This is a genomic window from Mucilaginibacter sp., from assembly GCF_028288185.1.
Classification (GTDB): domain Bacteria; phylum Bacteroidota; class Bacteroidia; order Sphingobacteriales; family Sphingobacteriaceae; genus Mucilaginibacter.
The window spans coordinates 104,869-127,233 of sequence record NZ_JAQBOF010000035.1 but is presented as its reverse complement, the minus strand read 5'-3'; the positions used below and the strand labels follow the sequence as shown (position 1 = coordinate 127,233).

The following is a 22,365-nucleotide window of genomic DNA, read 5'->3' as shown; positions in this document are numbered from 1 at the left end:
GATTTCTTTTCTACATTTACCATCCAATTATTTAACACAAAATGGATAAGAAAGCCGCGATTTTAAAACTGATACCAGAGCAAGGTATTTTACCACTATTTTTTAATAAAGACGCTGATGTTAGCGTAGATATATTGCATGCTTTATATGCTGCCGGCATAAAGACTATCGAATACACCAATCGCGGCGAAGCCGCGTTAAAAAACTTTGCTAAACTGCGCGAGGTTTGTGATAAAGAGCTGGGCGGAATGTACCTGGGTATCGGTACCATAAAAGACCGCGCAGGCGCACAAGCGTTTATTGATGCAGGTGCCGATTACATCATCAGCCCCGGATTGGTTGACGAGGTAGTTGAGGTTGCAGACAAAAATAACATACTTTGGGTGCCGGGCTGCATGACCCCGTCAGAGATCATTAAAGCCGAGAATTTAGGCGCTAAGGTTATTAAGCTGTTTCCGGGTAATGTGTTAGGGCCATCGTTTTTATCGGCTGTTAAAGCAGTGTTCCCTAACTTGTTGTTTATGCCTACAGGTGGTGTTGAACTGACCAAAGAAAGCATTGGCGGCTGGTTTAAAGCAGGGGTTTGCGCGGTAGGTATGGGCAGCCAGCTAATAAGCGCGAGCGTTATGGAAGGTAAGAAATATGCCGAACTAACCGAAGCTACTAAACAAGCTATCGCGATAGTAAACGCGAGTCGCCCCCTCTAAATCTCCCCCGGTAGGGGAAACTTCAATATTGTTTTAACAAATATAATTTTAAAACCCTCCCTACCGGGGAGGGTTTGGGAGGGGCTACATGCAGGAACAACCTAACAACAAACTTCATGGTATAACTTTAGAGACTATTCTCACTGAGTTGGTTGCCAAATACGGCTGGCCCGAGTTAGGTTATCGCATCCGCATCAATTGTTTTTTAGAAGATCCGAGCATTAAATCAAGCCTGAAGTTTCTGCGCAAAACCGACTGGGCCAGGAAGAAGGTAGAAGAACTGTATTTGAAGGGTAAGTGACCGACACTGTTGTTTCACGTGAGTGTGAAACAGATGAAACAAGTGAAACAAGATTTTAAGTTATTGTATTGATAATTAGCTGATTGCGAAAACCCGTGAAACAAAATGAAACAACTTATTGGTCAGGATTTTTATTTGTGATATTTGTTTAATTTGCTAATAATCAAATGATTGCAAAATAGATATTTTTCATAGAGTGAAACAAAGCCAGTGAAACAAAAAACTCGCTAAATAGCTATCCAATTACTATTAACCCTATTCTGCAAAATACGTGAAAAGGTACTCCTGGGTGGCAGATCCAGGTATGGGTAAGTAACCTTTGATAAATACAATCCTTGCGGATAAGCCGGGATAATAATAGCCGGAGTTTCTTTGCTGATAAGATACGACTCAAACTCATCCACGCTCATTTTGCCACGGCCGATGTCCAGTAACCTGCCCATAATAATCCTTATCATCTTACTTAAAAACCGATTGGCCGAGATTTGGAAACGCAGCTTATCGCCGCTTTCATCGGCATATAAAGTGGCTGATGATATGTTGCAAATAGTATGGTCGTTCCTGTCAGGGCTTTTGCAGAAACCGCGGTAATCTGTATAGAGCGGTAGTAAGGCTACGGCATCTTTCATTTTATCCAGATCCCAATTCTTTTCTAAATAGAGTGAGCTATACTCGCTTAAAAAAGGGTCCTTATAAGTATGAATAAAATAATCGTATGATCGTTGGATGGCATCAAAGCGGGCGTGGGGGAGGCCCTCCATTGGGATGATGTCAAACACGGCTATATCATCAGGCAATGTTTTATTGAGTCGAAACAACAGGTCGAACTTCCATTCTTGCTTCACATCCATGTGGAAAAAGAACTGGCTGGCATGTACCTGCGCATCTGTACGGCCACAACCTACAATATAGATGGGCGTTTTTAAAAGTCCGCTCAAAGCAGTTTCCAAAACTTCCTGGATATTTAATACACCAGGGTGCTTTTGCCAGCCACTGTATTTAGTGCCATGATAACCTATGTGTACGAAATAGCGCATTGAGCCCCTCCCAAACCCTCCCCGGTAGGGAGGGCTTTTTGAATGTTTTAATTAAGTCTCCCCTACCGGGGGAGATTTAGAGGGGGCTTATTTCTTCGGAGGCAAATCAAACGCAACGGCGTTATGCTCAAAATGGCCTTTGTGCGATCCATCGCAAAATGGTTTATTGGCTGATAAGCCGCAACGGCAAATAGATAATACTGTACGGCCCTGTAAGCCGTAATTGTCGCCCTGCATATCAACAATTTCAAAATCGCCTTCAATCTTTACAGATCCGTTGTTATTAATAGTAAGTTTTGTACTCATGTTATAAATTATGTTTCGGCAAATATAATTTAAAGCAAATGTGTTTTGCCGATTATGTGCTATTCAGAAACTATCTTAGTTTGCTTTTAAGGTTCTCTTTTACAGTATTATGCCATTCATTTTTCAAAATGCTTAGTATAATTGAATCCCGGCGGGTACCATCGTGCAGGGGCATATGGCTTCTTATTACGCCCTCAACCGTACAGCCAATGCTCTTCATAGCAGCAATACTACGATCGTTACGGTTATCGGCCCGAAACTCAACACGCTCGGCACCCAGGGCTTCAAAAGCAAATTGCAGTAGTAAAAATTTGCAATGTTTGTTTAAGCCGGTTCTCCTAAAATCTTTGCCGTACCAGGTGTAGCCTAGTTGTAATGCTTCGTTTTTTGTTTGTATATCATAAAAACGGGTACTGCCAGCATAGGCTTGTGTAGTTTTATCATAAACTATAAAAGCATATTCTGTTCCTGCCGCTCGTGCGGTTATTGCTTCTTCTATATAGGCTTTCAAAGCTTCTTCGCCTGCGGCAGATTTGGAAGAATATTCCCACGTTTCAGGCTCGTTAACAGAAATGGCTAAAAGGTTCGGCGCATCTGTTAATTGCAGTGGTCTTAACAACACGCTATCATCTTCTAACGTATATTCTGCTTCTTTATTGAAGTTTAGGGCCATTTGTTAATTTTTTTATAATTGTTAAAATGTTTTATCCAAACAATCGTCTACATTGGTATTGAGAATTGAAACAATTGCCTAATATTTGCAAATAAACGCACATGCCACCAGAAAAACCACATACCGATCAAAAAAAGCCGCCGGGTATTTTCAGCCTGCTTAAACCGTATGGGGGTATGGTAACGCTCTTACTATTGTTCGCGTTGTTTAGCAATGGTATAAACCTGCTGCTGCCTAAACTTATATCAAAAGGTATTGACGCTTACACGCATAAAAGCTTTGATATTAAGCACATAGTTGCAGAGTTTAGCATAGCCATTGTGCTTATTTTTATATTCGCTTATCTGCAAAGCATTATCCAGACTTACGCTTCAGAGCGTGTGGCTCGCGATCTGCGTACCCGCCTGTCTGACAAAATATCAAAACAAAGCCACGCTTTTATTGAGAAGGCAAATCCATCAAAACTGCTTACTAATTTAACTGCCGATACCGACTCTATAAAACTGTTCGTATCACAGGCCATTGTATCTATAGCATCATCATTATTTATAATAATTGGTGCCAGTGTTTTATTACTATCTATTAATTGGAGATTGGCGCTAACCGTTATTGCCATCATCCCTATAATTGGCGGTACATTTTTTTATGTTTTGAAAAAGGTGCGTGCGCTGTTTATTGAAAGCCGCCAGGTTATAGATTGGTTAAACAAGATCATTAATGAAAGTATATTAGGTGCAGCCTTAATACGTGTAATCAACTCGCAAAGTCTGGAGATCATGAAGTTTCTGGAGGCCAATACCAAGGCCCGTGATTTTGGCTTATCTATCCTGCGGATGTTTGCCGGATTGATACCGGTAATAACTTTCACCGCCAACTTATCAGCCTTAACTATTTTAGCTTTAGGCGGACATTATGTTATAAACGGCACCATGAGTTTGGGCGAGTTTGCGGCCTTTAATAGTTATTTATCTATGCTGATATTCCCGATACTGATTATTGGGTTTATGAGCAATATTATAGCGCAGGCAACCGCCTCATATACTCGTATCAGCATGATATTAAACGCGCCCGATATGGAAGATAGCGGTACTATAACCGATAGGCTTAAAGGCGATATCGGTCTGAAAGATGTAACCGTAACTTACGGGCAAAAACCCGCACTTAAAAATGTATCGTTATCTATAAAGGCCGGGTCAAAAATTGCCATATTAGGCCCTACTGCCGCGGGTAAAACGCAATTGCTTTACCTGCTTACGGGTTTAATTCCTGCGGATAGCGGTGAGGTGGAGTTTGATGGTAAAAACATCAGCAACTATAACAGTGAAGCTTTTCATAGTCAGGTTGGGTTTGTTTTCCAGGATAGTATCATATTCAATATGAGTATCCGCGAGAATATCGCGTTCAGTGATACCGTTACTAACGAATCATTACAAAAAGCCATAGATACCGCCGAACTAAAAGATTTTATTGATGGCTTGCCTGATGGATTAAATACCATCGTATCAGAACGTGGCTCAAGCCTTTCGGGTGGGCAAAAACAGCGTATTATGCTGGCGAGGGCGTTGGCCGTTGACCCGAAAGTTTTATTACTGGATGATTTTACAGCCCGTGTTGATGGCAATACCGAAAAGAAGATATTAGCCAACGTACAAAAAAACTATCCGGAGATAACATTGGTATCAGTAACGCAAAAGATTGCGGCAATTGAACATTATGACCAGATTATTTTATTGATGGAAGGAGAGATCATTGCAAGCGGCGCGCATAACGACCTTATGCACACCAGCCCCGAGTATGTACAAATTTTTAATTCACAACAAAGCACCAGCAACTATGAATTATAATTTGAACAAACTATCAGAGCAAGCCGAAAAAACATCGACCCTTGCTGCGTTAAAGAAGCTGTTGCAACTAATCAGTCACGAAAAGCGCACGCTGATATTAGCTACTATAATCATACTCATCAACTCAACGTTAAACTTATTGGGGCCGCTAATTATTGGGCGTACCATTGATAAATATGTGCAAATCAAGCAGTATCAGGGCGTACTGGTAGCATCGGGCATATTGTTGAGCATGTATTTGGTTGGCTTGGTAACCAGCTATTTGCAAACTATGTTAATGGGTGGGGTAGGGCAACGTATGTTGTTTACGCTGCGCAATGCCATATTTAATAAACTGCAATTATTACCGGTTGATTTTTTTAACCAAAACAAAGCCGGCGATTTAATATCGCGCGTTAATAATGATACGGATAAGTTGAACCAATTTTTCTCGCAATCATTAGTGCAGTTTATTGGCAGCATTGCCACCATGACGGGCGCGGGTATATTTTTATTAGCGATCCATATCCAACTAGGACTGGCAGCTATTGCGCCTATGTTTTTAATACTGATTTTTACTACGTTGGTATCGCCATGGGTGAAAAAAACCAATGCTAAAAACTTAAAAAGTGTTGGCGGTATGAGCGCCGAGATACAGGAAAGCCTGAATAATTTTAAAGTGATCATTGCCTTTAACCGTCGCGATTATTTTAGGAAACGGTTTGACGGCGCTAATCAACAAAACTATAAAACGGCTATAAGCGCCGGCCTGGCCAATAATATATTTATGCCGGTGTATAGCTTGTTCTCGAGTATTGCCCAGCTAACTGTATTGGTATATGGTATTTATTTAATTGGCACTGATTTTTCTATAGGTTTATTAATAGCTTACTTATCATACGTTACGCTGTTTTACAATCCGTTAAGGCAACTGGCGGCTCTATGGGCCAATTTCCAAACCGCTATGGCTGCATGGGACAGGATATCGCAAATACTTGGCTTGGATACAAATCTGATTAATGTTCAAGATACAATTGCTGAACCATCATTAACACTTTTAGAGTTTAAAAATGTACATTTTGGTTATGCCGATGACCATGAAATATTGCACAACGTTAGCTTCAAAATGGAGGCTGGCAAAACTTATGCATTAGTTGGCCCTACAGGTGGTGGTAAAACCACAACGGCATCGTTAATTGCGCGGTTGTATGACCCTAATAAAGGAGAAGTATTATTAAGCGGCAAAGATATCCGCAGTTATGATGACGAGGTACGCTCACAAAAAATTGGCTTTATTTTGCAGGAACCATTTTTATTTACGGGTACCGTACGAGAGAATATTTTATACGGAAACGCGCTTTATAAAGACCATACCAGTGAGCAAATGGAGCAAGTTATAGCCGATGCCGATTTGGGTAGTTTATTAGCGATTTTTGAAAGTGGATTAGATACGCCTGTAACATCAGGCGGTGACAGTATAAGCCTTGGTCAAAAGCAATTAATTGCCTTCATGCGTGCGGTACTGCGTAATCCCGAGTTGTTAATCCTGGACGAAGCAACAGCTAATATCGACACTATTACTGAAAAGTTACTGGGCGATATTTTAAATAACTTACCCGCAACTACTACCCGCGTAATTATAGCGCACCGTTTAAATACTATCGAAAATGCCGATGAGATATTCTTCGTTAATTCGGGCGAAGTAAGCCGCGCAGGGTCATTAAATGATGCTATGGATATGTTGCTTAAAGGCAAGCGGGTTAGTTAGCATTGATAATTCATGGTTGATAGTTCACAGATAGATCATGGTATAATATGATGATTCCAGCTAATGGCTGATGGCAGAGATTTTATTATCAGAGTATTTATACTATGAACCATTAGCTATGATCATCGTCCTCATCTACCAAATCCTTAGGTAGTGTTACAGTAAATGTTGTACCTGCGCCGGGTACTGATTCTACATTGATGGTGCCTTTATGTTTTTCAATAATTCCAAATACTATTGATAGGCCCAGGCCGGTGCCTTCGCCTATATTTTTGGTGGTAAAAAATGGTTCAAATATGCGTTGCTTAACGTTGTTAGTCATGCCTATGCCGGTGTCGGTAATTTTTATAGTGATATGATCGGTATGGTCATAAGTGTAAATGGCAATGCTTTCGTTGTTATGCATCTCTTTCACCGTAATAGCCTGTATACTGTTGTTAATTAAATTGATCAAAGCCTGGTTGATCTTACCCGCGTAACAGTTTAAAGGCTGTAGTTTTTCTAAAATTGGTTTTATTTCTATATAATAAGGGATAGAGCTTCTTAATATAACCAGTGTGCTTAATATGGCTGTATTAATATTTGCCGGTATTAATACCGATTCATCCATGCGGCTAAAGGTGCGCAGGCTTTGTACAATTTCTGCAGTACGGCTGGCTCCGTCCTCAATGCCATCCAGCAAGGTATTTATTTCGTTTTTTACAAAATCAACATTAATTTTATTCTTGTAATTATTGGCATCATCTAACAGCTCGGGTGTGCCGTTATTGGCTGCAAGTTCATACTTGCCAAGTAATTCAAATATCTCATCAAAATCTATACGGAGAGGTTTAACATTAGCGCTTACAAAGTTTATAGGATTGTTAATTTCATGCGCTACACCAGCTGTTAACTGTCCCAACGAAGCCATTTTTTCAGTTTCAATTAACTGTATTTGGGCCGATTTAAGATTGTCAATGGTTACTGATAAATTTTGGTTGGTTTGTATTAATTCTTGCGTACGTTCTTTTACTTTGTTTTCTAAAAATATATTCTGTTCGGTTATTAAGCGTTCATTTTCCCTCGCTATAGTTAAGGCGGCTAATTGCGATTCGGTATTTTCTCGCCTGTAATAATTTATTTTATCAGCCAGCGCAATCGAAAATAATATCAGCTCAATTAACGCGCTGTATATTACTATATTAAGCGTAAAATAATTGAAAGGCACAAACCCGTTATTTCGCGCAATTGAAACCATTATTGATACTAAAAATAATCCCCAGCCTATTATAAAAAACTTGGCTGGTTTAAATCCCCTGTAGTAAAGTACACTAACAATCACCAGCAAGCTTGACGATGTGGTTAACGTGGCCACGGTAGATAATGTATAAGCATTATGTGTATAACCCGTAATAGTTGCTAGTAAAGGAAATGTATACAGCACAAATAAAAACAAGTAAAAATTATAATACCGTTTAATATTTTGTTTGAAATGTAAAAACTCGCCGGCAAATAATAATAACGAATAGCCAAAAAATACTCTTAAAATAGGGATAATGTATTTATTTAAAAGTGGAAGGTCATTAGGAAATAAACTATTACCAAAACCCAGTAATAATGATTGGTTTGCTCCTAAAAACGTTATATATATAACATAATATAAATAGCTTCTGTCGCCCACAATAATAAATAGCATTAAATTATACAGCGCCATTATTATAAACACACCTATAATGGCGCCATTTACCAGGTTCTCAAAACTTCGTTTTTGTACAAATTGCGCCGCGCTATTTATTTCAATGGGGATAACTGTTGACGCGTTACTTTTTATGCGTGCAAAAAAAGTAACGGTAGAGTCAGAGGAGACTGGCGCATTAACCAGCATAACGCTTTGATTTAAAAGATTTGAATTAAATTGCGGATCATGGGCCGATAAATGTTTTAAAAGAAACGTTTTGTGACCTTTATGATACATTGGTTCTAAAAAATAAACATCAAAATCATCTATTATACTTTTGCTAATGGTTATGGGTAAAAATGTTTGGTTGGTTTTATTGGTGACAGCGAATTTTAACCACGTAATTGATTTAGAATATTTTAGCCGTGGAAAGGTAGATGTGATGGTGTGAAAGTGATGGTTGGTTAGAATGTTTTTTATGGATAAAGTGTTATCAGGATCTTCCAGTTCAAGAAAATATTGGTTCGTTAAATATCGGGTTTCGTTCGTGTGAATTTTTAAAGTATCTGTTTGACCAGCGAATACACTAATATTTCGTATCAGAAGACATAAGATTAGTAATATTTTTTTCATTTTTACACGGGGCAGTAGCAGGAAATAGTAATTTCAATAAAAATGCACAGAAAATTAAAATTTCGGGCATAAATTAAAATATATAATCATTATAATCTTTAAGTTTGGTCATGGCAATAGGTGTATTATACGTTGATGATGAGATCAATAACCTGAATAGTTTTAAGGCGGCTTTCAGACGAGATTTTGAAATATTTACAGCAATTTCGGCAAAAGAAGGGCGCAAAATATTAGATAGCCAGGAGATTGGAGTTATTATAACAGACCAACGCATGCCCGGTATGACCGGGATTGAGTTTTTAGAATCAATTTTGTCTATCTATCCGGATACCATACGTATATTATTGACCGGGTTTTCTGATATAAACGCGGTTATGGACGCTATTAACCGTGGCCAGGTTTATAAATACCTGGTAAAGCCCTGGCAAAATGATGAACTGAAAATGTATATTGAAAACGCGCTCGAAATATACAATCTGAGAAAAGAAAATAAGGAACTTGCAAACAAACTTCAGAAGGCTTATGCCGTGCTTGATGCTATGGGTAAATCGCTTACCTGATCATTAACAACCCTTTTATTAAAAGCAGCGTATATTTAGTATACCAATTCAGCAACAGCAACGTTACTGATTAGAAATAAACAATAACTTGAAGAAAATATTTTGCACGATAGTAATTCCCCTGTTACTAATTGTAAGCTGTATAAAAGCTTATTCGCAAAGTAATAAAGGTACTGAGTTCTGGACTGCCTTCATGTCGCACAATAATGGTGTGACCGGTTCTGCCCCTGCCAGCATGGTTTTATACATAACATCTGATATATCAACCACAGGCAGTGTTGAAATAGGAGGGCGTTTGCTGCAAAACTTTACGGTAACGGCAAACGCGGTGACATTTATAAATATACCATCAAGCGCTTATTTAAATGGTTTTGGCAAATTTACCAATAGCGGTATACATATAACATCTGCCAAGCCTATCGCGGTTTACGCGCATATTTATGCCAACAGTGTATCTGGTGCAACTTTGTTACTGCCGGTTAATGCTATGGGTAAAGATTATATATCGCTTAATTATACCCAAAAATCAAATGCTCCAACTACTAATCCGGCATTTTCTACATTTGATATTATTGCGACAGAAGATAACACAACTGTATCTATCACTCCATCGGTGCAGTTATTAGATGGCACGCCGGCCGATGTAGCTTACACCATATCGTTAAATAAAGGGCAGGTGTACCAGGGGCTGGCATCAACAGATCTTACCGGCACAAAAATTCAATCAATAAGCACAAATACGGGTACCTGCAAAAAAATCGCTGTATTTTCTGGCAGCAGCCGTATTGCCATAGGCTGTGGTGTTGGTACCGGCTCTAGCTCTGATAACTTATTTCAACAAGTATATCCAACGTCAACCTGGGGTAAAAACTATATTGCCGCGCCATTAGCCGGAAGGCCCTTTGATGTTTACCGGATAGTTTTAAGCACACCAAACACAACAGTATCCCTAAATGGTACGCAAATTCCGGCATCACTTTTTATTAATAACTTGTATTTTGAATTTAATTCTCAAACCCCCAATATTATATCAGCAGATCAGCCTATACAGGTAGTGCAATATTCGCCAACCCAGGGCCAAACCATAAGTTGTACAAATAATAAAAACAACGGCGATGTAGGTGACCCTGAAATGATTTACCTGAGCCCGATAGAGCAAGGATTAAATCACGTTACACTATACTCAACCGGGTATTATGCCATATTGCGCAGCTTTATTAATGTTGTTATCCCAACAAGTGCAATCAATTCATTTACACTTGATGGTGTCCCGTATAAAAACAGCTTTGCACCTATTGTTAATTCCAACTATTCTTATGCGCAAATCCAGGTAACATCAGGGCCACAATCTAATAATAATAATAACGGAGATTTAACATCGGGTACACATACCATTGATGCCGCGGTGCCGTTTAACGCTATTGCTTATGGCTTTGGTAATGCAGAGTCTTACGGATATGCCGCAGGTACTAATTTGCAGGATTTGAATGAATATGTGGCATTACAAGACCTGGCAGATACTACCAATATTTTAACAACAGGTTGTAGTAATATCACTTATAAATTAGAAGTTACTATACCTTTTCAAACCACCAATATAGCATGGAAAATTGACGGTACGCCAACCCTTGTAGATACAAACCCTATTGTAAAATCAACTACAGTAAAAGATAATAAAACGTTATACACTTACCAGTACACTAAGCCCATTAATTTTGCATCAGGTACGCACATTGCAGTAGCAACTGTATTTAACCCGGTTGCTGATGTATGTGGCACAAACCAGGATGTAGAAAACGGTTTTACAATTACAGACCCGCCCGCAAGCGATTTTAGTGTAGCCGCCAGCACTTGTTTGAGCGATTCGGTTTCATTTACCGATAAAACAATGCTGACTAACGGAAGCACAGTTAAATCATGGCTTTGGGATTTTGGAGATAACACAACATCAACCCTGCAAAACCCCAAGCATAAATATGCAGTAGCTAATAATTATGTGGTACATTTAACTACCACCGATTATAATGGTTGCACAAACGTTTCATCGGCAAAAACAGTGCATCTTATAGCAAGCCCTGTAGCCTTGTTTACGGTGTCGACTCCAGATTGCCCCGGGCAAATCATTACTTTTAATAGTTCAGCATCACACGCACCCGAAGGAACTATTACTAATTGGGCATGGGATTTTGGAGATACTACAAAAACTGCAATGGCCAATGGCTTGCCAATTACACATAGCTACACTAAGCCCGGAGCTTATACAGTTACATTAACAGTTACTACAGATGGCGGGTGTGTTAGTGATGTATTTACTAAGGTTTTAACAATTAATCCATTACCCGTGGCAGACTTTGCGCTGCCTGATATATGCCTGCATGACCCATACGCTCAGTTTACCTCAACAAGCACTATTGCAGACAATACAGAGTCAGCTTTTGTTTATTTATGGGATTTTGGTGACGCTGCTACTGGTAACTTAAATACATCCACGCAACAAAATCCGCGACATGTTTATCATATCCAGGGGAATTATACGGCTAAACTTACAGTAACATCAAAGTATGGGTGTGTAAGTTCTGTATCCAAATCATTTGCAGTAACCGGCTTTAACCCAGTTGCCGACTTTAATACACAAAACGGAACTAATTTATGCAGTAGTGATAGCGTTACCTTTGTTGATGTATCAACGGTTGATTTTGGTGATGTAAGTAAGCTGGTGTTTTTTTATGATTTTGATAACCATCCTACGGATAGTGTTATATATGATAGAACCACAATGCGGAGTGATAAAAAATACACCCATTTTTATGGCATAAATAATACAACCATAGCGCAAAACTATCATGTAGTGTTGCATGCCTATTCGGGACAAACGTGTTGGAGCCCTTATCAACAAACAATTACTATAAACCCAAGTCCGATAGTTTCATTATTGTTAAATGACACTACATTCTATAAAAATCCGGTAACATTATGCCAGGGGGACTCTCCCGGACGTTTCTCCGGTAAATCCAATTTGCCAGGTAAAGATAAATTTACAGGAACAGGTATAACCTCGGATGGCATATTTGACCCTGCTACTGCCGGGCCGGGCACTTTTACTATTAATTACCTGTTTACTGCCGATAATTCGGGATGTACTTATGCAACTAGTTTCCAAATTGTTGTTAAGCCAACGCCTACTGTATCTTTACCTGTCGAATATCCTGTGCTGGAAAGCGGGCAGGTTACATTAACCCCGATAGCCAATATAAATAGCGGAGCGCTTATTTATAAATGGACCCCGGCTACAGGTTTAGACCATGATGATATTAAAAACCCGGTTGCCAAGGTGACAACAGACACGAAATATACTTTAACAGTTACATCAGATAACGCTTGTGCCACTGTTGTACAAACTACAGTAAGAGTTTTAAAAATACCCATTGTGCCTAACGCGTTTACACCTAACGGCGATGGTATAAATGATACCTGGGAAATTAAATACTTAGGTTCATATCCTAATGTTACGGTAGAAATATTTAACAGGTATGGTGGTAAAGTGTTTCGCTCTAACGGTTACGCAACGCCCTGGGATGGGCGATTTAATGGTGGTGATTTGCCTATTGGTACCTATTATTACATTATAAGCCCAAATAGCGGGCGTAAACCAATAACGGGCTACTTAACAATTATACGATAGTGTTGTAATACCTGTTTTATAAATATTTGCTTTTATTTAGTTAATAGTCAGCCGAATTACCTAATTTAGATCAACCATTTATTGCCTTGAATCTATCAGCTATACCCTACAGAGCAAAATATGTAATAAGCCATTTGCTTTTTACAGCTGGTTTATTGTGCCTTTTTTTTTCGAGTGTTAAAGTAAAAGCACAAAGCGATATAACAGTAAAAAATGGCGATGTTGTAAGTGTTGCACCTTTCCCTACTACAAGTTGTATATATCAATGGGTAAACAACAATCCGGCAATTGGCTTGCCGGCAAAGGGTTCTGGTAATATCCCTGCTTTTACAGCTGTTAATAACGGTTATCAACCTATTAAAGCCACTATAACAGGTACGCCTGCGCCTGCGCCACCGTTTATTTATTCATACGCTGGTGCCAATTATGTTGCTGTTTTAGACCCTACAACCTTCCAGCAGGTAGCTACTATACCTGTACCTTATGGCAATTTAAGAGCTACGGGCCTTAATGGAGATTTGTATTTTGGCAACATACGCGATGTAAGTAAATTGTATATAGCCAATCCTGTTGATAATACTGTAATGGCAACCATTGATGTGCCGGCAGGAGTCGGAGGCATTGCGCAAAGCCCTGATGGAAAAAAACTTTATGTATCCGGCGCCCAAGGGCGGGCAATCACTGTTATTAATGCCATCACAAGGACAGTAGAAAGTGTAATAAACTTAAATACAGGTTATAACAGTACACCTATAATAAGTCCTGACAGTAAAAAAATATACTTGATAAACCAAACGGGAAATTATATTTCTGTAATCGATGCAACCTCAAATACCATCACATCTACCATAAATGTCCAAACACCTAAGCAGATGATATTTACTACTGACGGTAGCAGGGCTTATATAACCAGCACATCGTCTGATGTACTATCTACATTAAATACATCAACAGGGACAATATCAACGGTTTCGTTAGGCGTAATTCCTTCCCAGATCCTTTTGGGGTACGGCGAGAAAAACTTATATGCAACATCCACTAGTGTGACTGATGATAGAATAACAATACTAGATACTCAAACATTGCAGATATCAACAGTTGCAGCTGGGTTTGTAGGTGCAATGTATATAAACCCGGCCAGGGATATTGTTTATGTTTTTGGTGGGTCAGCTCAAATAGCGGTAATAGACGGAGCCGCTGATAAATTAATAACCACTATTATTACCTATCACCTTTCTTTTAATGACGGCTATCATAGTACTGGCATAGGTTTCGCCGTTAGCGCTAGTGGCGATCAAATTTATGTTACTCACGCTACTCAAAATTATTACTTTAACTATAATAATAAATATATGTCGGTTATAAATACCGGCAACAATTTAGTAGTAGATTCAATCCCCAACGGTACTATTCCGCCGCAACCCAAAACTAGCATGTGTAGCGGCGCTACTATAACATTTACCATAACTGTAAACCCACCACCCCCCGCAATTTTTCCTACAGGTGCTTTATCAGCAAAAAATACTATCTATGGTACGCCTTCAACTTCAACCGGTTTTAGTGTATCGGGTACCTATATATCGTCAGGCATATTGGTAACGCCACCCGATGGTTTTGAGGTGAGTACAGATGATATAACTTTCAGTAATACGGTCACGGTGGGCACAGATGGAACTGTGCCGGTCACGCAGGTATATGTGCGGTTAAAGGCATCTGCAAGTGTGGGTGGTCATTCAGGTGATATTGTTTTAACCAGTGGGGCTACTACTGCAACAATTGCTACAGTTTTAAGTGAAGTAACACCAGTGCCGTTAACTATAACTGCCGGTATTATAACCAAAGCCTATGGCTCTGTGCTGACAACAGGTCCGGGTTCAATAATTTTCACTTCGACAGGATTGAAAAATAATGAAACCATTGGCAGTGTGACAGCAGCCTATGGCAACGGATCAGCCGCGACAGCCACTTTAGGTACTTATCCCGGTTCGGTCACACTATCAGCAGCCACAGGCGGCACATTTACAGCAAGTAATTATACCATTACGTATGTAAAAGGCGATATAGAAGTAACAAAAGCGCCATTAACCATAACTGTCGAGAATAAAACCAGGTATTTTGGCGATGCTAATCCCCCCTTTACTGTAAAATACAGCGGGTTTGTAAACAATGAAGATGCTTCACAATTAACAACCCTGCCTGTAGTGGCAACTACTGCGGTTAAATTATCATTAGTTGGGCAATACCCAATTACCGTAAGCGGGGCATCGGCAAATAATTATGACATTACGTATGTGCCGGGCGTACTAACTGTAGAGCCTCAACAACTTATAGTGGCCAATGCTTTTACGCCCAATGGCGATGGAGTAAATGATACCTGGGACATAAAGAACATAGCCCAGTACCCTAACTGTACTATCAATATATTTACCCGTTATGGCGAAAAAGTATTTTACTCGTCAGGTTACATTACTGCCTGGAACGGCAAACACAATGGAGCAAATTTACCGGTAGGGGCCTATTATTACATTATAAATCTTAATAATGGCGCTAAACAAATTACAGGTAGTTTAACAATTATAAGGTAAATGAATTGGCACAAAATGTTAAATAAATGCAATAGAGAATAAATATTACAGCTAACTATATATCAGATAATTTAGAAAAGCTATATTCGTTAAATCAAATATGTTATTTTAGCATAATAATTAAATGATAAAATCTGTTTATCTATCTTATCATAAGCATAGTTACAACCAATAAGATGCGTGCGTAAAATATGTGGTGTAAATTTTTAATGAGGAAATATATATATTTATTGGTGTTTTTTGCTTTTTCCATCAGCACGGTTAATGCACAACAATTGCCGCAGTATACTCAGTATGTATTTAATAATTATTTGCTAAATCCGGCTGTAAGTGGTATTGAAAACTATACTGATGCCAAACTGGGTTATCGCAGCCAGTGGACGGGTTTAAACGGCGCCCCGGTAACCAGTTTCTTAACTGTAAACGCACCAATTGGAAATAATTTTATAAATGGTGATGCTACTGCTTTCCCCGGTGGTGGCGAAACCAATCCAAGCAGCAGGCTTTATACTCAAAACTACCAGGCTTCAGAACCGCATCATGGTATTGGCTTCATGTTAGTAACTGATAAAGCCGGCCCTATTACACAAACCAATGTTGCTGCTACTTATGCTTATCATATTGGTCTGGCCCCGCGTTTAAATTTAGCAGTTGGGGTAGCCGCGGGTTTTAACCGTATCAGTTTAAATACATCCGAAATTACATTAGCGACCTCATTTGACCCGGCAATTGCAAATGGTAATAACACCCAATGGAAACCCGACCTTGGAGTAGGAGCGTGGCTATATTCGGGCGATTTTTATGCAGGTGTATCTGTTCAACAATTATTAAAACAAAGCCTTTATTTCAGTACAACAACTACAACTGTGGATGTAAGCCAAACTGTGCCGCATTATTTCTTTACAGCCGGTACTAAGTTATATGTATCAGATGATATTACACTTTTGCCTTCTTTTCTGATTAAAGTTATACAGCCGGTGCCTATGACCTATGATATTAATCTTAAAGCTTCATTCCAGGATAAATTTTGGTTAGGCGGCTCATATCGTCATAATGACTCCTTTGGAATATTAGCGGGATTTAACCTAAGCTCATTTATAAATGTAGGTTACTCTTATGATATCACTACATCATCATTAAACACCGTAAGTAACGGTACGCATGAAATTGTGATTGGCTTATTGCTTAACAATAAATATAAGGTTACTTGCCCGCAACATGGGTTTTAAATCAGTTTGCAGTTAGCGATAAAACACTGCAAACTAACAGCTGCAAACTGCTAACTTATTACAGTTCCTTCCTCAGCCTCGCTACTGGTATATTCATTTGCTCGCGATATTTTGCTACTGTGCGGCGTGCTATGTTGTAGCCGGCGTCTTTTAATATATCGGTAAGTTTTTCATCGGCAAGAGGGTGTCGTTTGTCTTCTTTGCCAATGTGCTCTTCCAGTATTTTTTTAACTTCTTTGTTTGACACTTCTTCACCACTTTCGGTTTGGATAGCCTCTGAGAAGAATGATTTTAACAAAAAGGTACCGTGCTCGGTTTGTACATATTTAGAATTAGCCACACGCGATACAGTTGAAATATCCATACCTATCTTATCGGCAATGTCTTTCAATATCATCGGTTTAAGGCTCTTATCATCACCTGTTAAAAAAAAATCGTATTGGTAATGCATAATAGCATTCATTGTTTTTAACAAGGTTTGCTGGCGCTGTTTAATAGCATCAATAAACCATTTTGCCGAATCTAATTTTTGTTTTACAAACTGTACCGCCTCTTTTAGCTTTTTATCTTTTTGCGATGCCTTATCATAATGCTGAAACATCTCCTGGTAAGAGCGGCTCACCCTTAATTCGGGCGCGTTTTTAGAGTTTAGGGTAAGTATCAGCACGCCATCACTATTCTTGATATGAAAATCAGGAATAACTTGCATTTGCTTGGTATTTACCTCGTTCGAGTCGCCGGGTTTGGGGTTAAGCTTTAATATCTCATTCACCACACCACGTAATTCAATTGATGTCATGTTTAATGATTTTTCCAGCTTGTCATAATGCTTGCGGGTAAATTCATCCAAATGATGTTCAACAACCAATATCGCTTTAATTATTATTAGATCATTCTGATCTTTTCTGCGTAACTGGATTAGTAAACATTCCTGCAAGCTGCGGGCACCAACGCCCGGAGGATCAAAGCTTTGTATCAGCTTTAACATATCCTCCACTTCTTCATCCTCGGCCATTACATTTTGTGAAAAGGCAAGATCATCAGTAAGCGAAGTTATGGGCCTGCGCAAGTAACCGTCATCATCTAAACTGCCAATAATCTGGTTGGCTATCTTAAAGTCTTTGTCAGACATGGGCAACATATCCAGTTGTGCTTGTAGGGCCTCAAAAAACGAACTTTGTACGGCAAATGGTATCTCTTTACGGTCATCTTCATCATCACCATTCTGATCATAGCGCGATCCATATTCGTTCACATTATCTTCCTGCAGGTAATCGTCAATATTAAATTCATCCGCCTCGCCACGCTCTTCATCGCCGTTAAAAGTATCTTCGTCAGGGTCTCGGTCCGGGTATTGTTCTTCAGGCTCGTTAAGGTTGGTTAAGCTTAGATCTTCGAGCGCTGGGTTCTCTTCCAACTCCTCTTTTATACGGGTGTCTAACGACACAGTAGGTACCTGCAACAGTTTAATAAACTGTATTTGCTGCGGCGACAGCTTCTGTAATAATTTCTGTTGGAGGTTTTGTTTTAGCATAAATCAGACAAGGGCAAATCTACATCAATTACCTATAACTTTAAAACTTAGTTAAAAGGAAAACGTTCTATGAGTAAATGCCTGAAGGCAACATTTGTTTGGATGATAATGGAATTATATAATAACTTTACGTATGTAACTTGTAAACTATGGCTATTGTAAAAGAATTTAAAGAGTTTGCCATGCGTGGCAACGTGGTTGACCTGGCAGTTGCTGTTGTAATAGGCGGTGCTTTTAGTAAAATTGTTAGTTCGATGGTAGATGATATTATCACCCCTGCCATACTTACACCGGCACTTAAAGCTGCACACTTAACTAACTTAGCAGAGTTGGTGGTATCGGGAACAGCGATAAAATATGGAAACTTTTTGTCGCAAATTATTGCCTTCCTGATTGTGGCAATAGCCTTATTTCTTATTATTAAAGCAATTAACTCTACCAAAAAGAAAGAAGAGGTTGTACCGGCACCTGATCCGACTCCAACAAAAGAAGAAACATTACTTACAGAGATACGCGACTTACTGGCAAAGAAACAGTAGTAGTCCATAGTTAATGGACGATAGTTCATAGAAGCCGCACATTCACTATGAACCGTCATCCATGATCTAACGAACTTTTTTCAAATGTATATTTGAAAAAACAAATAATTACACTACATTTGCGCTCTTTGTTTTTAAAAACAAAATAGAATAAAAAAGTCATGAAAAGAACGTTTCAGCCTTCTCAAAGAAAAAGAAGAAATAAACACGGATTCCGTGAGCGCATGTCTACTGCTAACGGTAGAAGAATTTTAGCAGCCAGAAGAGCTAAAGGCAGAAAAAAATTATCTGTATCTAGCGAAGGTCGTCATAAAGCATAAATCTTGGTTACTTTCTCTGTTACAGGGGATTTGAACCGCTTGTATTAAATTTCGGTTCAATTTATATAGTAACTATGTACACTTTTAAAAAAGAAGAACGGTTATGTAATAAAAAGCTTATTGATGAGCTTTTTCATAACGGTTCTTCTTTTTTATGTTATCCTTTTAAAGCTTCGTGGTTGTTGGTTGGTGACGTGCAGCAGGTGCCCGCGCAAATTTTGTTTTCGGTATCAAAAAGGCGTTATAAACGTGCTGTTGACCGTAATTTAATAAAAAGGCGCATGCGCGAAGCCTATAGGCTAAGTAAACAGCAACAATTATATGAGCAGCTTAACGCCGCTGATAAAAAGATAGTGCTATCTGTAGGATATATTGGTAAGGAAATTGCCCCGTATGAACTGATAGAGAAAAAAATGCTTAAACTTTTAGTGCAGCTTAGTGCTGAGCTTGTAAAATGAGAGCCATAGCAGACATATTTAAAGCGCTTATAGGCGCTTTTTTTGTATTGCTGATAAGAATATACCAGTACTTTATATCGCCGCTTACAGGTGCCTCATGTCGTTATACGCCAACTTGTTCGCAATATGGGGTAGAAGCTATAAAAAAACACGGCGCTTTTAAAGGCGGATGGTTAACTTTAAAGCGTATTGCCAGTTGCAACCCCTGGGGTGGGCATGGGCATGACCCGGTACCTTGAATAGTTACCAGTTGTGAGTGTTGAACTATGAGTATTATAGTTTTTAACTCACCACTCAAAACTTACCACTCAAAACTCAAAAAATGACTTATATACTGCAAATAGAAACTGCTACTACCGTATGCTCTGTTGCTTTAGCAAAGGATGGGGAGGTTATTGCATTTAAACAATTGGATGAGCGTAATATCCATGCAGAAATAATTACTTTATTTATTGACGAACTAATTGCCGGTGCAGGCTTACAATACAAAGATATTGACGCGGTAGCGGTAAGCAGCGGACCGGGATCATACACCGGGTTGCGTATAGGTGTATCAACAGCCAAGGGGTTATGCTTCGCGATGGATAGGCCATTGATAGCCGTTGAAACCCTGGCTGCTATGGCGCAAGGGATGATTTCCGAATGTAATATAGATAACCAAACACTGCTTTGCCCTATGATAGATGCTCGCAGGATGGAAGTTTATACCGCTTTATTTAATGTAAGGGGCAATGTGGTAAAACCAACTTCGGCCGAAATTATTGATCAGGATAGCTTTGTTGATCAATTAAAAGATCACAAAATATTGTTTTTTGGCGATGGCGCAGAAAAGTGCCGAGAGGTATTAAGTGTGAGTTCAAATGCGCAATTTATATCCGGATTTACCAACTCTGCTACTTATCTCACAACAAAAGCTGCAGAAAAATTTGCTAATGCTGAGTTTGAAGATGTGGCCTATTTTGAGCCTTATTATCTGAAAGATTTTTTGGTTACTAAGCCGAGGGCTTAGTAGTTTTTGTCTTTATTGAACAGGTTTTCCCATATCCTGCCAATAAAGCCTTTGTCGCCGTTTGGTATCGAGCTTGAATTTAACCTGCGCTCAATAAGCGACCCAAATTTATAAGATACACCTATAAAGAAATCCATCCCCGAAAAAGCGCTTTGAGTGATCTTTGTTTGGGTTTGTTGATTTGTGCTTCCTTTAGCCGCATCACCAATTAATGCGCCTGTTCTGAAAGCGCGTTCACTGCCAATAAAAAATTCGGAATTATCTGATTTTATCATAAACTGACCACCCAGGTTAAATAGCTTTAAATCGTTATATGACGATGTAAGGGTTACAGAATATTTGCCAAATAGCACGGGAGCTACCAAAGCAGCTGTAAAACCATTGTAAAAAAGTTCTTTAGACGCTATAAGAGTAGGAGAAAATTTAAAGACTTCGTTATCATCCAACCAATATGATTTATTGATGCTTAACTCAAGCAAACCATTTATATACGAATTAAAACCGGTTGTTTTCTGAGAACTGCTGGTAAGGCTATCCAAACGGCCTGTAATATTTTTTTCGCGATCGTTTGTTGAGAATCCCGTTATTGTCTTACTGCCTTCAAATGACGAAATTAAAGAACTGCTGTTCCAATGAATAAATCCAAGATCCTTAACATTACCTTGCCATTTATAGCCGCTCTCGTCAATGTATGATGTGCCTATACTTATTGCCGCACCGGGGTTTTTAAATGTTGGCAATGCTTTTTGTGCGTCAGATTCGCCAGTTGTTCCATTGGAGTAATTAGTGCCTTGCAAAGATAATGTAGCGGCATCATTGGCTTTATCAAATGTTATGCTTGATTTATATATACTGGTCTTTCGATAAGTAAGCCCTGATAATGCACTTAGTTTTAAACCAAATGCAAATCGTTTGGTAACTTGCTCGCGGTAGGTAAAGCTTATTTGATGATATGCCTGGTAATAAAAATTATCATTAAATACGTTAGGATAACTGTTGGCAGGGAAGTTTGTGAACCCGTTAAATAACGCAACAGATTCATCGGTAAAGAACCCCCTCATTTCGGCCTTGGTATTAACTGAAAACCCTACTTCCTGGTCGCCATTTTCACTGGCGAATACTTTAAACATTACAGAGTAGTAATTAAGATTAACATTCATACGGTTGTATCCGGCTTGGCCGGTTACCAGATTAGCTGTATTGTAATAGGATGAAAATAGCCGGGTTTTTAATGCTTCCTGGGCATTGCCTGCTATAAATAAATTAGCGCTGAAGGTTGGGATGAAAAAATTGAAAGCAAACTGTTTGGTGGTATCTGGTATAAATGCCCTTTGCGCCGGATTCTCAAAAGAATCATATAATGAACCTGTATTGTACTGCGAAAATTGCTGGCCAAAAACTTTAACCGTAATCAAAAAAAAGCACCAAAAAAATAAAGTTTTCTTCATTTATAACTAATGATAGTATATAATATTATTGTCTAAAGATAAAATTCAAAATCTATTATTTGTAATATAAATTCAATTAAATTACTCCCTTAGTCA

Annotated in this window: 19 protein-coding genes; 13 read left to right on the top strand and 6 right to left on the bottom strand. The window is 38.9% G+C overall.

Annotated elements, in window-relative coordinates; translation table 11 throughout:
• Positions 1-41: 41 nt before the first annotated feature.
• Both JWQ34_RS15500 and JWQ34_RS15495 read left to right on the top strand, forming a co-directional pair.
• On the top strand, positions 42-707 hold the full coding sequence (locus tag JWQ34_RS15500; RefSeq protein ID WP_299358670.1) for a bifunctional 4-hydroxy-2-oxoglutarate aldolase/2-dehydro-3-deoxy-phosphogluconate aldolase: 666 nt from the start codon (positions 42-44) through the stop codon (positions 705-707).
• 88 nt (positions 708-795) lie between these two features.
• On the top strand, positions 796-1,008 hold the full coding sequence (locus JWQ34_RS15495) for a VF530 family protein (protein WP_299358668.1): 213 nt from the start codon (positions 796-798) through the stop codon (positions 1,006-1,008).
• Positions 1,009-1,235: 227 nt separating this feature from the next.
• Here the strand turns inward: JWQ34_RS15495 and JWQ34_RS15490 are convergent, their stop codons facing one another.
• From JWQ34_RS15490 to JWQ34_RS15480, 3 genes are all read right to left on the bottom strand, one after another.
• Positions 1,236-2,045, bottom strand: coding sequence for a tRNA pseudouridine(38-40) synthase TruA (locus JWQ34_RS15490; RefSeq protein WP_299358666.1), 810 nt, complete (start codon positions 2,043-2,045; stop codon positions 1,236-1,238).
• A gap of 87 nt (positions 2,046-2,132) precedes the next feature.
• Complete coding sequence (locus JWQ34_RS15485) at positions 2,133-2,351, bottom strand: CDGSH iron-sulfur domain-containing protein (protein WP_299358664.1); 219 nt, start codon at positions 2,349-2,351, stop codon at positions 2,133-2,135.
• A 70-nt stretch (positions 2,352-2,421) separates the two neighbouring features.
• A complete protein-coding gene (locus JWQ34_RS15480) occupies positions 2,422-3,024 on the bottom strand; it encodes a GNAT family protein (RefSeq protein ID WP_299358662.1) in 603 nt (200 codons plus the stop codon).
• Positions 3,025-3,125: 101 nt separating this feature from the next.
• Here JWQ34_RS15480 and JWQ34_RS15475 point away from each other — a divergent pair, with 101 nt between their 5' ends.
• Positions 3,126-4,868 (top strand): ABC transporter ATP-binding protein, encoded by a 1,743-nt coding sequence (locus JWQ34_RS15475; RefSeq protein ID WP_299358660.1) that lies wholly within the window; start codon positions 3,126-3,128, stop codon positions 4,866-4,868.
• Positions 4,858-6,615, top strand: coding sequence for an ABC transporter ATP-binding protein (locus tag JWQ34_RS15470; RefSeq protein ID WP_299358658.1), 1,758 nt, complete (start codon positions 4,858-4,860; stop codon positions 6,613-6,615). The genes JWQ34_RS15475 and JWQ34_RS15470 overlap by 11 nt, the downstream gene beginning before the upstream one ends.
• Positions 6,616-6,727: 112 nt before the next feature.
• On the opposite strand, the gene JWQ34_RS15465 is transcribed toward JWQ34_RS15470, so the two are convergent.
• Positions 6,728-8,905, bottom strand: a complete 2,178-nt coding sequence (locus tag JWQ34_RS15465; RefSeq protein WP_299358656.1) for a 7TM diverse intracellular signaling domain-containing protein — start codon at positions 8,903-8,905, stop codon at positions 6,728-6,730.
• Positions 8,906-9,015: 110 nt separating this feature from the next.
• Between JWQ34_RS15465 and JWQ34_RS15460 the strand changes: the two genes are divergently transcribed.
• From JWQ34_RS15460 to JWQ34_RS15445, 4 genes are all read left to right on the top strand, one after another.
• Positions 9,016-9,465 (top strand): response regulator, encoded by a 450-nt coding sequence (locus tag JWQ34_RS15460; RefSeq protein WP_299358654.1) that lies wholly within the window; start codon positions 9,016-9,018, stop codon positions 9,463-9,465.
• Between the two features lie 88 nt (positions 9,466-9,553).
• Positions 9,554-13,147 carry a PKD domain-containing protein gene (locus tag JWQ34_RS15455; RefSeq protein ID WP_299358652.1) on the top strand — a complete coding sequence of 1,198 codons (3,594 nt, stop codon included), beginning with the start codon at positions 9,554-9,556 and terminating at the stop codon, positions 13,145-13,147.
• An 86-nt stretch (positions 13,148-13,233) separates the two neighbouring features.
• Positions 13,234-15,732, top strand: coding sequence for an MBG domain-containing protein (locus tag JWQ34_RS15450; protein ID WP_299358650.1), 2,499 nt, complete (start codon positions 13,234-13,236; stop codon positions 15,730-15,732).
• Positions 15,733-15,941: 209 nt separating this feature from the next.
• Positions 15,942-16,961, top strand: a complete 1,020-nt coding sequence (locus JWQ34_RS15445; protein WP_299358648.1) for a type IX secretion system membrane protein PorP/SprF — start codon at positions 15,942-15,944, stop codon at positions 16,959-16,961.
• 58 nt (positions 16,962-17,019) lie between these two features.
• Here the strand turns inward: JWQ34_RS15445 and rpoN are convergent, their stop codons facing one another.
• Positions 17,020-18,495: an RNA polymerase factor sigma-54 gene (gene rpoN, locus JWQ34_RS15440; protein ID WP_299358646.1), complete on the bottom strand. Its 1,476-nt coding sequence runs from the start codon at positions 18,493-18,495 to the stop codon at positions 17,020-17,022.
• Positions 18,496-18,644: 149 nt separating this feature from the next.
• On the opposite strand from rpoN, the gene mscL reads away from it, so the two are divergent.
• The 5 genes from mscL (at position 18,645) to tsaB (ending at position 20,821) form a co-directional block, all read left to right on the top strand.
• On the top strand, positions 18,645-19,034 hold the full coding sequence (gene mscL / locus JWQ34_RS15435) for a large-conductance mechanosensitive channel protein MscL (protein ID WP_299358644.1): 390 nt from the start codon (positions 18,645-18,647) through the stop codon (positions 19,032-19,034).
• Positions 19,035-19,195: 161 nt separating this feature from the next.
• Positions 19,196-19,354 (top strand): 50S ribosomal protein L34, encoded by a 159-nt coding sequence (gene rpmH, locus JWQ34_RS15430; protein ID WP_175268754.1) that lies wholly within the window; start codon positions 19,196-19,198, stop codon positions 19,352-19,354.
• Between the two features lie 74 nt (positions 19,355-19,428).
• Positions 19,429-19,812, top strand: a complete 384-nt coding sequence (gene rnpA, locus JWQ34_RS15425) for a ribonuclease P protein component (RefSeq protein ID WP_299358641.1) — start codon at positions 19,429-19,431, stop codon at positions 19,810-19,812.
• Positions 19,809-20,051 (top strand): membrane protein insertion efficiency factor YidD, encoded by a 243-nt coding sequence (gene yidD, locus JWQ34_RS15420; RefSeq protein WP_299358639.1) that lies wholly within the window; start codon positions 19,809-19,811, stop codon positions 20,049-20,051. The genes rnpA and yidD overlap by 4 nt, the downstream gene beginning before the upstream one ends.
• 83 nt (positions 20,052-20,134) lie before the next feature.
• The gene (gene tsaB, locus JWQ34_RS15415; protein WP_299358637.1) at positions 20,135-20,821 is read left to right on the top strand and encodes a tRNA (adenosine(37)-N6)-threonylcarbamoyltransferase complex dimerization subunit type 1 TsaB; all 687 of its coding nucleotides are present in this window, start codon (positions 20,135-20,137) and stop codon (positions 20,819-20,821) included.
• Here tsaB and JWQ34_RS15410 read toward each other — a convergent pair.
• Positions 20,818-22,269, bottom strand: a complete 1,452-nt coding sequence (locus JWQ34_RS15410) for a DUF5723 family protein (RefSeq protein ID WP_299358635.1) — start codon at positions 22,267-22,269, stop codon at positions 20,818-20,820. The two genes, tsaB and JWQ34_RS15410, sit on opposite strands and share 4 nt — an antisense overlap.
• Positions 22,270-22,365 lie beyond the last annotated feature (96 nt).